The sequence below is a fragment of the Halomonas sp. A29 genome, assembly GCF_046723295.1.
Taxonomy (GTDB): domain Bacteria; phylum Pseudomonadota; class Gammaproteobacteria; order Pseudomonadales; family Halomonadaceae; genus Halomonas.
The window spans coordinates 558267-569751 of sequence record NZ_JAXQPR010000001.1 but is presented as its reverse complement, the minus strand read 5'-3'; the positions used below and the strand labels follow the sequence as shown (position 1 = coordinate 569751).

General features: G+C 64.6%; 7 protein-coding genes. All 7 read left to right on the top strand.

The genetic code is table 11. From position 1 onward, the window contains the following. The first annotated feature begins 2 nt into the window (after positions 1-2). The gene (locus tag SPH52_RS02760) at positions 3-518 is read left to right on the top strand and encodes a pilus assembly protein PilP (protein WP_411793467.1); all 516 of its coding nucleotides are present in this window, start codon (positions 3-5) and stop codon (positions 516-518) included. 54 nt (positions 519-572) lie between these two features. Beyond that, on the top strand, positions 573-2705 hold the full coding sequence (pilQ, locus tag SPH52_RS02755; RefSeq protein ID WP_411793466.1) for a type IV pilus secretin PilQ: 2133 nt from the start codon (positions 573-575) through the stop codon (positions 2703-2705). Then, entirely contained in the window at positions 2705-3247 is a 543-nt protein-coding gene (gene aroK, locus SPH52_RS02750; RefSeq protein WP_411793465.1) for a shikimate kinase AroK, read from the top strand. Before pilQ ends, aroK begins: the two co-directional genes overlap by 1 nt. A gap of 3 nt (positions 3248-3250) precedes the next feature. Beyond that, a complete protein-coding gene (gene aroB, locus SPH52_RS02745; RefSeq protein WP_411793464.1) occupies positions 3251-4360 on the top strand; it encodes a 3-dehydroquinate synthase in 1110 nt (369 codons plus the stop codon). Positions 4361-4826: 466 nt separating this feature from the next. After that, on the top strand, positions 4827-9278 hold the full coding sequence (gene gltB / locus SPH52_RS02740) for a glutamate synthase large subunit (RefSeq protein WP_411793463.1): 4452 nt from the start codon (positions 4827-4829) through the stop codon (positions 9276-9278). A gap of 23 nt (positions 9279-9301) precedes the next feature. Next, positions 9302-10723: an FAD-dependent oxidoreductase gene (locus tag SPH52_RS02735; protein WP_411793462.1), complete on the top strand. Its 1422-nt coding sequence runs from the start codon at positions 9302-9304 to the stop codon at positions 10721-10723. Positions 10724-10855: 132 nt separating this feature from the next. After that, positions 10856-11410, top strand: coding sequence for a cupin domain-containing protein (locus SPH52_RS02730; protein WP_411793461.1), 555 nt, complete (start codon positions 10856-10858; stop codon positions 11408-11410). Positions 11411-11485: the final 75 nt, after the last annotated feature.

The window sequence follows — 11485 nt, the reverse complement described above, 5'->3', positions numbered from 1 at the left end:
TGATGATTCAGGTGGTCCTGGTTGCCTTGCTACTGGTGGGCTGTGCCGATCCCCAGTTGGGCGAGCTGGATCGTCGCCTGGCCGACATTCGTGACAACCCGGGCACGCCGCGTGTGTTGGAGATGCCCGAGGTGCCCTCCTATGAGGCAGTACCCTACCAGGCCAGCGATCGTCGCAGCCCTTTCCGCGCGCAGCTGCCGGAACCAGAAGAGGCGCCGGCGGGTAGCAGCGACCTGACACCCGACGCCGAGCGTGCCCGCGAGGCGCTCGAGGCGTATGACCTCGAGGCGCTGAAATTGGTGGGCATTTTGACCATGAGCGGGCAGACCCACGCGCTGGTCAGGGCGCCGGGTGGCGAGGTGCATCGGCTGCGAACTGGCAGCTACCTGGGGCGGAACCACGGTCGCATCGTCAGCATTACCGGCTCGACGGTGCAGTTGGTGGAGCTGGTGCCCACCGGAGGGGGCGGCTGGATGGAGCGCACCACGCGCATGGCGTTGGAAGAGAGAAGGCGTTGAGGATATCGCGGTAGCCCGGCAGGGCGCTGGTAACAGGCAGGGAGTAGGGCAACGATGAAACATGTGATTCGAACACTGGTGGTACTCTGCCTGACATTGGCGGCGCTGCCCGTCGTAGCGGCAACCACGCTGACCGGCCTGGATTTCCGCCAGGGCGAGCGCGGCGAGCTGCTGGTCGACCTGACCTTCAGCGGGGGCGTGCCGGAGGTCCGCGGCTACCGGCTGGATGAGCCGGCACGGCTGACCATCGATCTGGTGGATACGGCCAACGCGCTGGAGCGTCGTCGCTTCGACCTGGGCGTCGGCGGGGTCGAGCAGGTCACGGCCCTCGAGGCCGGCTCGCGCACACGCCTGGTCTTCAACATGGAGGGCCCCCTGCCCTACGACACGGTGCAGGACGGCAACCGCCTGAGGCTCGCCATTGGCGGTGGGGGGGCGGCACCGACGGTAGCCCGTGCCGAGCCGGCATCCGCAGCGACATCTCAGCCGGCGGCCGCGCCGACCGCGCCAAGTGGCATGCCTTCCATCGCCGATATCGACTTTCGCCGCGGTGAAGGCGGTGCGGGTCGGTTGGTCGTTACCTTCGACCGGGCTGGTGTCGATGCCCGGGTGCGTGAGTCGGGCCGCAATCGTATCGTCGCCGAACTCGTCGGTGTCGACCTGCCGGAGGCGCATAATCAGGTGCTCGACGTCAGCGACTTCAATACCCCTCTGCGACGTATCACGCCCCGTGTGGGACGCGACGGCGTGACGCTGGAGATCGAGGGCAGCGGTGAGTTCGCCATGCTCTCTACCCAGAGCGGGCGCCAGCTCACCATCGAAGCCCAGCCCGTCACCCAGCAGGAGCGCGAGCAGCGCACGCGCCAGCAGTTCCCCTACACCGGTGAGCGCATCACGCTCAACTTCCAGGATATCGAGGTGCGTTCGGTGCTGGCGATCATCGCCGACTTCACCGGGCTCAATCTGGTGGCCAGCGACAGCGTGACCGGCCAGGTGACCCTCAACCTGCAAGATGTGCCCTGGGACCAGGCGCTGGACCTGGTACTCAAGAGCCATGGGCTGGCCAGCCGTCAGGAAGGCAACGTCATCGTCGTGGCCCCGGCCAGCGAACTCGCCAGCCTCGAGCGCCAGGAGATCGAGGCGCGCGCCCAGGTCGAGACGCTGACCCCACTGGTTTCGGAGTACGTACAGGTCCGCTACGCCCGAGCCGAGGACCTGGCCCAGCTGCTGCGCGGCGGCGATGGCTTTGGCCTGCTGACCGAGCGCGGCCGCGTGGCGGTGGACGCGCGCACCAACATGCTGCTGATCCAGGATACCGCCGACCAGATCCAGGAGATCCTGCGCACCCTCGACCAGCTCGACGTGGCCGTGCGTCAAGTGCAGATAGAGGCGCGTATCGTCATCGCCCGCGACGGAGTGACTCAGGAGCTCGGTGTGAACTGGGGGCTTTCGTCGCGCGGCAGCAGCCGTCTCAACCTGGGCGGTGCCTCATCCGGCGCCCCCATTGCGGCCTATGGCGACGGCTTCACCGGTCAGCGCGACTCGCGCGGTCAGTTCACCGGCGGTTTCGAGGATCCGTCCGGCAGCCAGTTCCAGCGTGGCGGCCTGGCGGTCGACCTGGGCAGTGCCAACCCCATGACCAGCTTCGCCTTCGGTTATCTCTCCGGCGACATTCTGCTCGATCTCGAGCTACGCGCGCTGGAGAGCGAGAACAAGAGCCAGACCATTTCCCAACCGCGGGTGATCACCGCCAATCAGCGCAAGGCGACCATCATCCAGGGCGAGGAGCGCGCTTATCAATCCATCGGCGAAGGCAACGTGCCGCAAACCGAATTCAAGGAAGCCGAGCTGTCGCTGGAAGTAACGCCGCAGATCACTCCGGACAACCGCATCATCATGGATCTGGTGATCAAGAACGACAGCTTCCGCGAGGCCGCGCCGGGCCAGGCGCCGCCTATCGATACCAATCGCATCGAGACCCAGGTGCTGGTCGATAACGGCGAGACCGTGGTGCTGGGCGGCATCCTCACCACCGAACAGCTCAGCCGCCTGGTCAAGACGCCGTTCTTCGGCGACCTGCCTGTGCTGGGCAGGCTTTTCCGGTACAATGAGTCGAGCAATCAGAAGGTGGAGCTGCTGGTGTTCATCACTCCACGGATACTCGAGGACGGCCTGGCGATTCGCTGATGCAGGACTTGCCCAATCTTATATTGGTCGGCCCCATGGGGGCCGGCAAGAGTACCATCGGCCGCCTTCTGGCGGCCGAGCTTTCGCGTGACTTCCTCGACAGCGACCATGAGATCCAGGCGCGTTGCGGTGCCGACATCCCATGGATCTTCGATGTCGAGGGCGAAGAGGGCTTTCGTCAGCGCGAAGTGCAGATGATCGAGGAGCTGACCGCGCTCGAAGGCATGATCATAGCCACGGGGGGCGGTGCGGTGCTGCGCGAGGAGAACCGTCGTCGCCTGCGTGAGCGAGGCACAGTGATCTATCTGTTCACCACCGTCGAGCAGCAGCTCAAGCGTGTGGCCAAGGATCGCAACCGGCCGCTACTGCAGCGTCCCGATCGTGAGCAGGTGCTGCGCGAAATGTTCGAGCTGCGCGACCCCCTCTATCGCGCCACGGCAGACATCATGGTGCGTACCGACCGGCGCAGCCCCCGCGCCGTGGTCAACGAAATCGTGCGTCGCGTGCAGCGGCTGGCCGATCCCCTACAAGCCAAGGCCTGAATCATGACCATGAGCGAATCCCAGTCCCGCTGTAGCCTGCAGGTCGCTTTGGGCGAGCGCAGCTACCCCATTCATATCGGCCCGGGGCTGCTGGGTGATACCACCTGGCTCACTCCCTACCTGGCTGGGCGGCAGATCATGGTCGTCACCAACGAAACAGTGGCTCCTCACTACCTGGTGCGTCTGCGTGAGGGCTTGCCGCGCGACGCCGAGGTACGCGAGCTGATCTTGCCCGACGGCGAGGCGACCAAGACCCTGGCGAGTGTCAGCCGTATCTGGGATGCCCTGCTCGAGGCCGGTTTTAACCGCCGCTGTACGTTGATCGCCCTGGGTGGCGGCGTGATTGGCGACATGGTCGGCTTTGCTGCCGCCTGCTACCAGCGCGGCGTGGCCTTCATCCAGGTGCCCACCACGCTGCTGGCACAGGTGGACTCTTCGGTGGGCGGCAAGACCGGCGTCAACCACCCGCTGGGCAAGAACATGATCGGCGCCTTCTGGCAGCCGCGGACGGTGCTGATCGATACTGATACCCTGAACACCCTGCCGGCCAGGGAGCTTTCGGCGGGCCTTGCCGAAGTGATCAAGTACGGGCTGATTCGCGACGCGGAGTTCCTGGCCTGGCTCGAAGCCGAGATGCCGGCGCTTAGGGCGCTGGAGCCCCAGGCATTGACCCATGCCATCGAGCGTAGCTGCCAGCTCAAGGCCGATATCGTTGCCGAAGACGAGACCGAGCAGGGCGTGCGTGCGCTGCTCAACCTGGGCCATACCTTCGGCCATGCCATCGAGGCGCACCAGGGCTACGGCAATTGGCTGCATGGCGAAGCGGTGGGTGCCGGCATGCTGATGGCTGCCGAACTCTCGCAGCGCCTGGGTTGGCTCTCGTCGGCCGAAGTCGAGCGTACCGCCGCGATCATCGCCGCGGCCGGGTTGCCGCTGGTGGCTCCCGCTGACATGGGGGTGGAGGACTTCCTTTCCCGCATGCGGCTGGACAAGAAAAACATCGATGCTCGCCTGCGCCTCGTTCTACTTGAGGCGCTGGGTCGGGCAGTGGTTTACGACGAAACGCCCCAGCCGCTGCTCGAGGAGTTGCTGACAACCTTTCCTCGAGATTGAAGCGAGCGCCTGCTCCTTGCGGGCGGGCCGGCGCAGGTAGATAGGCCGCACGAAGCGATTCGTGCGGCCTTTTCCTTTGCCGTCTTCGCCTGTCCTTGGCTTTCAGTTCACGCGAGCGGCATCAAATTCGCATGCCTCATGCCGTATCGGTATGGGGTAAAAACGCAAAACTAGACTAAAGTAGCATGCCCTGTTGGCATCGTTTGAAATTCGTTTATGCGTGGCGCAAGTCCTTGAGCTGTTGGTTTTTTTTGCTCTTGCTTGTCCAGCAAGTTGCGGATTTTCTAGAAGTTTTAGGGGGCGTGGCGAGGCGGGAGATTGCGCGGAAGGGTAGAAAGTGTCTATGCTGGTCGTCCTTTTTTCTCGCGACGGCAGCAGGCTACAGCTAGTGGCCATAATAAAAACAAAACCAATGATTATATATCAAAGCTGCCATTTGGTCAATAGACTTTCTTGAGGCACGCCCATGAACCGAGGCCTTCATCATCCTGGCGAGTTCCGTGACAACTGTGGATTCGGTCTGATTGCGCATATGGAAGGGCAGGCCAGCCACGACCTGCTGCGTACCGCCATCGAATCGCTCACCTGCATGACCCATCGCGGCGGTATCGCCGCCGATGGCAAGACCGGTGATGGCTGTGGCCTGCTGCTCAAGATGCCCGAGGGATTCATGCGGGAAGTCGCCAGCGAGACACTCGATGTCGAGCTCGGCGAGCAGTTTGCCGTGGGCGCCGTGTTCCTGCCCGACGACGATGCCAAGGAGGCGCGCGCGCGAGGTGTTCTCGAGGGGGAACTGCGTGCTTGTGGCCTGGTGATTCGCGGCTGGCGCGACGTGCCGGTGGATCCTTCCTACTGCGGCCCCATCGCGCGTGCCTGCCTGCCGCGCATCCGTCACCTCTTCGTCGAGCCGGGCAAGCTCGGCGATGCCGCACGCTTCGATGTCGACCTGTTCATGGCCCGCCGCCGCGCCGAGCAGATGCTGCGCGACGAAGAGGACTTCTACGTCTGTTCGCTGTCGTCCCAGGTGCTCTCCTACAAGGGCCTGGTAATGCCGGTGGATCTGCCCGCCTTCTACCAGGACCTGGGCGATGAGCGACTGCAGACAGCGATCTGCGTCTTCCACCAGCGCTTCTCGACCAATACGGCGCCACGCTGGCCGCTGGCCCAGCCGTTCCGCCTGCTCGCCCACAACGGCGAGATCAATACCATCGAGGCCAACCGCAGTTGGGCGAACTCGCGCAAGGAGAACTTCGTCAACGAGCGGTTGCCCGACATCGCCGAGCTCGACGAGATCGTCAACACCGTGGGCTCCGACTCCTCGAGCATGGACAACATGCTTGAAGTGCTGCTGATGGGCGGCATGGAGCTGCATCGTGCGGTGCGCATGATGGTGCCGCCGGCATGGCAGAACGTCGAGACCATGGGCGCGGAGCTGCGCGCCTTTTATGAATACAACTCCATGCACATGGAACCGTGGGACGGCCCCGCCGGCCTGGTCATGACCGATGGCCGCCAGGCGATCTGCATGCTCGACCGCAACGGCCTGCGTCCGGCACGCTGGGTGATCACCAAGAACGGCTACATTACCCTGGCCTCGGAAATCGGCACCTACGATTACAAGCCCGAGGATGTGGTGGCCAAGGGTCGCGTCGGCCCCGGCCAGATACTGGCCGTGGATATCCATACCGGCGAAGTGCTGCATACCCGCGACATCGACGAGCGCCTGCAGTCCGCCTACCCCTACAAGCGCTGGCTGAAGGAGGAGGCGCACTACCTCGAGTCGGCGCTGACCGAGCTGGCCAGCTTCCAGAACATGGACTCTGATGCGGTCAAGACCTGGCAGAAGATGTTCCAGGTCAGCTTCGAGGAGCGCGACCAGGTGCTGCGTCCGCTGGCCGAGAGCGGTCAGGAGGCGGTGGGGTCCATGGGTGACGACACGCCCATGGCGGTGCTGTCGCGCAAGCAGCGCCTGCTGACCGACTACTTCCGTCAGAAGTTCGCCCAGGTCACCAATCCGCCCATCGATCCGCTGCGTGAAGCGATCGTGATGTCGCTGGAAACCTGCATTGGTGCCGAACTCAATGTGTTCAGGGCTACTCCCGAGCACGCTCACAGGATCATACTGACCACGCCGGTGCTGTCGCCGCGCAAGTTTACCGCGCTGCTCGAGCAGGACGACCCGGCCTTTTCCCACCACCGACTGAGCCTGGGCTACGACCCGGAGCAGCTGGGGCTCAAGGCGGCCATCGTCGAACTGTGCCGCCAGGCCGAAGCGGCGGTGCACGACGGCAAGGTGATCCTGGTGCTCTCCGACGCCGACCTGCCGCAGGGGCAGTTGCCGATCCATGCCGCCTTGGCGGTGGGCGCCGTGCATCATCACTTGGGCAAGCTGGCGCTGCGCCCGCGGGCCAATATCGTGGTGGAGACCGGCTATGCCCGCGATGCCCACCAGATGGCGGTGCTGTTCGGAGTCGGCGCTACCGCGGTATTCCCGTGGCTGGCCTACCAGGTCATGGCCGACATGCACCGCACCGGTGAACTGACCGGCAACCCGGCGGATGCCCGCGAGAACTATCGCAAGGGCATGCAGAAGGGGCTCTACAAGATCCTCTCCAAGATGGGTATCTCGACGCTGGCTTCCTATCGCGGCTCGCAGCTTTTCGAGGCGGTGGGTCTGGGCTCCGAGGTGATCGAGCTGTGCTTCACCGGCATGGCCTCGCGCATCGAGGGCACCGGCTTCAGCGAGCTGCAGTTGCAACAGGAGCTGCTGGCCCGTGACGCCTGGACGCCGCGCAAGGGCATCGCCCAGGGTGGTCTGCTCAAGTACGTGCACGACCATGAGTACCATGCCTACAACCCGGACGTGATCAAGGCGCTGCAGGAAGCCGTGCAGGAGGGCGACTACACCAAGTGGAAGAAATTTGCCCAACTGGTTAACGAGCGTCCCGCCGCGACCCTGCGCGACCTGTTCAAGCTCAAGCTCGCCGAGACGGTGTTGCCTCTCGAAGAGGTGGAGTCGGTCGATGAGCTGATCCCGCGCTTCGACAGCGCCGGTATGTCGCTGGGGGCGCTGTCGCCAGAGGCTCACGAGGCGCTTGCACAGGCCATGAACGAGGCCGGCGGACGTTCCAACTCCGGTGAGGGTGGCGAGGACCCGGCGCGCTACGGCACCATCCGTAGCTCCAAGATCAAACAGATCGCCTCGGGTCGCTTCGGCGTCACCCCTGCCTATCTGGTCAACGCCGAGGTGCTGCAGATCAAGGTGGCCCAGGGGGCCAAGCCCGGCGAGGGCGGTCAACTGCCCGGCGGCAAGGTCAACGACCTGATCGCGCGGCTGCGCTACTCGGTGCCCGGCGTGACGCTGATCTCGCCGCCGCCGCACCACGACATCTACTCCATCGAGGATCTGGCGCAGCTGATCTTCGATCTCAAGCAGGTCAACCCCGAGGCGCAGGTGTCGGTGAAGCTGGTTTCCGAGCCCGGCATCGGCACCATCGCCACCGGCGTGGCCAAGGCCTACGCCGATCTGATCACCGTGTCCGGCTACGACGGCGGCACTGCGGCGAGCCCGCTGACCTCGATCAAGCACGCCGGCTCCCCTTGGGAGCTGGGCCTGCCCGAGGTGCACCAGGCGCTGCGTATCAACGGCCTGCGCGACAAGATTCGCTTGCAGACCGACGGCGGCCTGAAGACCGGCCTCGATGTGATCAAGGCGGCGATCCTCGGCGCCGAAAGCTTCGGCTTCGGCACGGCGCCGATGGTAGCGCTGGGCTGCAAGTACCTGCGCATCTGTCACCTCAACAACTGCGCCACCGGCGTTGCCACCCAACATCAGTACCTGCGCGACGAGCATTTCCGCGGCACCGTGGACATGGTCAAGAACTACTTCCGCTTCATCGCGGAAGAGGTTCGCGAGCTGCTGGCGGCGATGGGCGTGCGCAAGCTGACCGACCTGATCGGCCGCACCGACCTGCTCGAGGTGTTGGAGGGCGACACTGCCTCCCTGCGCAAGCTCGACCTCACCCCGCTGCTGGCCAACGACTTCGTGCCGGCCGATGCACCGCAGTTCTGCCAGGTGAGCCGCAACGTGCCGCATGACCCGGGTGCCAAGAACCAGGAAGTACTGGCAACCATCGAGCAGGCCATCGCCAACAAGAGCGGCGGCGAGTTCGCGTTCACTATCACCAACTGCGACCGCTCGGTACCGGCACTCTCCTCGGGTGCGGTGGCCAAGCACTACGGCGAGGTCGGGCTCGAGGATGCCCCGATCACGCTGCGCTTCACCGGCGTGGCCGGGCAGAGCTTCGGCGTGTGGAACGCCCGCGGTCTCAACCTCTATCTGGAAGGCGATGCCAACGACTACGTCGGCAAGGGCATGAACGGCGGCAAGGTGGTGATCGTGCCGCCTCGTGGCAGCCGCTTCGAGAGCCACAAGACGGCGATCATCGGCAACACCTGCATGTATGGCGCCACCGGTGGCAGGCTGTTCGCCGCCGGCACCGCCGGCGAGCGCTTCGGCGTGCGCAATTCCGGTGCCCATGCGGTGATCGAAGGGGCCGGCGACCACTGCTGCGAATACATGACCGGCGGCTTGATCTGTGTGCTCGGCGAAACCGGCGTCAACTTCGGTGCCGGCATGACAGGCGGCTTCGCCTACGTACTCGACGAGGACCGCTCCTTCGTCGATCGTTACAATCATGAGCTGGTGGAGATCCACCGGGTCAATACCGAGGCCATGGAGGCCTACCGGCGTCACCTGCGGGAGATCATCGAGGAGTTCGTGGCCGAGACCGAATCGGCCCGCGGACGAGAGATCCTCGACGACTTCAGCGACTTCGTGCGTCACTTCTGGCTGGTCAAGCCCAAGGCGGCGAGCCTGAACAGCCTGCTCGACGAATCGCGCAGACGTCCCGAGTAAGCCGGCATCCAGGAGATACGAATATGGCCAACCGTTTGACCAGAAATGACTTTCAGTTCATCGACGTGGGGCGTCAGGATCCGCAGAAAAAGGATGCCCGTACCCGCTCACGCGAATTCGGCGAGATCTACGAGCCGTTCAAGCCCCAGGAGGCGGCCAGCCAGTCACACCGCTGCCTGCATTGCGGCAACCCGTACTGTGAGTGGAAGTGCCCGGTGCACAACTACATTCCCAACTGGCTACAGCTGGTGGCCGAGGGCAATATCCTCGAGGCCGCCGAGCTGTCGCACAAGACCAACTCGCTGCCCGAAGTGTGCGGCCGGGTGTGCCCGCAGGACCGCCTGTGCGAGGGAGCCTGCACGCTCAATGATGGCTTCGGCGCTGTGACCATCGGATCGGTGGAGAAGTACATCACCGACACCGCCTTCGCCATGGGCTGGCGCCCCGACATGTCCCAGGTCACCTGGACCGACAAGAAGGTTGCCATCATCGGTGCCGGCCCGGCTGGACTCGGCTGCGCCGACATCCTGGTGCGCAACGGCGTCAAGCCGGTGGTGTTCGACAAGTATCCCGAGATCGGTGGCCTGCTGACCTTTGGCATCCCCGAGTTCAAGCTCGACAAGACGGTGATGGAGCGTCGGCGCGCGGTGTTCGAGGAGATGGGTATCGAGTTCCGTCTCAACGTCGAGGTGGGCAAGGACATCGATTTCGACACATTGCTCGCAGAGTACGACGCGGTATTCCTCGGCATGGGCACCTACAAGTACATGACCGGCGGCTTCCCCGGTGAGGACCTGCCCGGCGTGCACAAGGCGCTCGACTATCTGATCGCCAACGTCAACCACTGCCTCGGCTTCGAAAAGGATCCGGCCGACTTCGTCTCGCTGGAGGGCAAGAAGGTTGTGGTGCTGGGCGGTGGTGATACCGCCATGGACTGCAACCGTACGGCGATCCGCCAGGGCGCCGCCACGGTGACCTGCGCCTATCGTCGCGACGAGGAGAACATGCCTGGTTCCAAGCGTGAGGTGGCCAACGCCCGCGAGGAAGGTGTCGAGTTCCTGTTCAATCGCCAGCCGGTGGCGGTGGTAGGGGAAGGCAGGGTCGAAGGCGTCAAGGTCGTGCGTACTCGCCTTGGTGAGCCCGACGAGAACGGCCGCCAGCGTCCCGAGGTGGTGCCGGGCTCCGAGGAGATCCTGCCTGCCGACGCCGTGGTCATCGCCTTCGGCTTCCAGCCGAGCCCGGCGCCCTGGTTCGACCGCTTCGGTATCGAGCTCGACGAACGCGACCGTGTGGTGGCCCCGGAAAAGGGTACCTATGCCTTTCAGACCACCAACGAGAAGATCTTCGCCGGTGGTGACATGGTCCGCGGCTCCGACCTGGTGGTCACCGCCGTGTTCGAAGGGCGTCAGGCCGGCGAGGGCATTCTCGACTACCTCGGCGTCTAAGCGCTGCCCAGCGCTTCGCTCCAACGATTCGCCCCGGCCAATGTGCCGGGGCGTTTTTATCCTGCGCTGTCCTTTTCCAGACCCTCGGCAGGTTCTAGGCTTTGAGCAGGTACATTCCGGCGAGGTGCGAACATGGACGAAACGCGAATGGATCTGGGGCTTGCCGATGCGCAGGGCGGGCCGGTTGTCCCGGAGCGACTGAGCTTTGCCGACGACGGGCGCATACCCAACAGCCGGCTGGCGACGCTGGCCTTTCGCTCGCGAGGCGTGAATCCCGTACTCGGCCGCGAAGCCATCGCCGAGCGCTTCGAGCGGCTGTTCAGCGCCTACGGCTGGCGGCCGAGCTGGCGCGGCGGCGTCTACGACTATCACCACTACCACTCCATCGCTCATGAAGCCTTCGGCGTTCTCTCGGGCTGGGGGCGGCTGCGCCTGGGTGGCGAGGGTGGCAGCGATCTGGATCTGCACACCGGCGACGCGTTGGTGTTGCCGGCGGGTACCGGTCACTGTCATCTGGAGTCGAGCGACGACTTCCTGCTGCTGGCGGCCTACCCGGAGGATCAGCATGAGCTCGACTTGCTGAGGGCTGACCCAGCCGAGCACGACGCAGCAGTGGCGCGCATCGCCCGGGTCTCACGTCCTTTGTGTGACCCGCTGGGTGGCGGCACCGCGCAGTGGTGGTTGTGACCAGGGCATCAGCTCGGCGGCAAAATTGAGCCATTGGTCGTAATCTGCTACGCTGTCGTCCCATCCTGGCGCGGC

Excerpts from the sequence above, each read along its gene's own strand:
- SPH52_RS02760 (WP_411793467.1), top strand. The coding sequence starts at position 3 with ATGATTCAGGTGGTCCTGGTTGCCTTGCTACTGGTGGGCTGTGCCGAT.
- pilQ (WP_411793466.1), top strand. The coding sequence starts at position 573 with ATGAAACATGTGATTCGAACACTGGTGGTACTCTGCCTGACATTGGCG.
- aroK (WP_411793465.1), top strand. The coding sequence starts at position 2,705 with ATGCAGGACTTGCCCAATCTTATATTGGTCGGCCCCATGGGGGCCGGC.
- aroB (WP_411793464.1), top strand. The coding sequence starts at position 3,251 with ATGACCATGAGCGAATCCCAGTCCCGCTGTAGCCTGCAGGTCGCTTTG.
- gltB (WP_411793463.1), top strand. The coding sequence starts at position 4,827 with ATGAACCGAGGCCTTCATCATCCTGGCGAGTTCCGTGACAACTGTGGA.
- SPH52_RS02735 (WP_411793462.1), top strand. The coding sequence starts at position 9,302 with ATGGCCAACCGTTTGACCAGAAATGACTTTCAGTTCATCGACGTGGGG.
- SPH52_RS02730 (WP_411793461.1), top strand. The coding sequence starts at position 10,856 with ATGGACGAAACGCGAATGGATCTGGGGCTTGCCGATGCGCAGGGCGGG.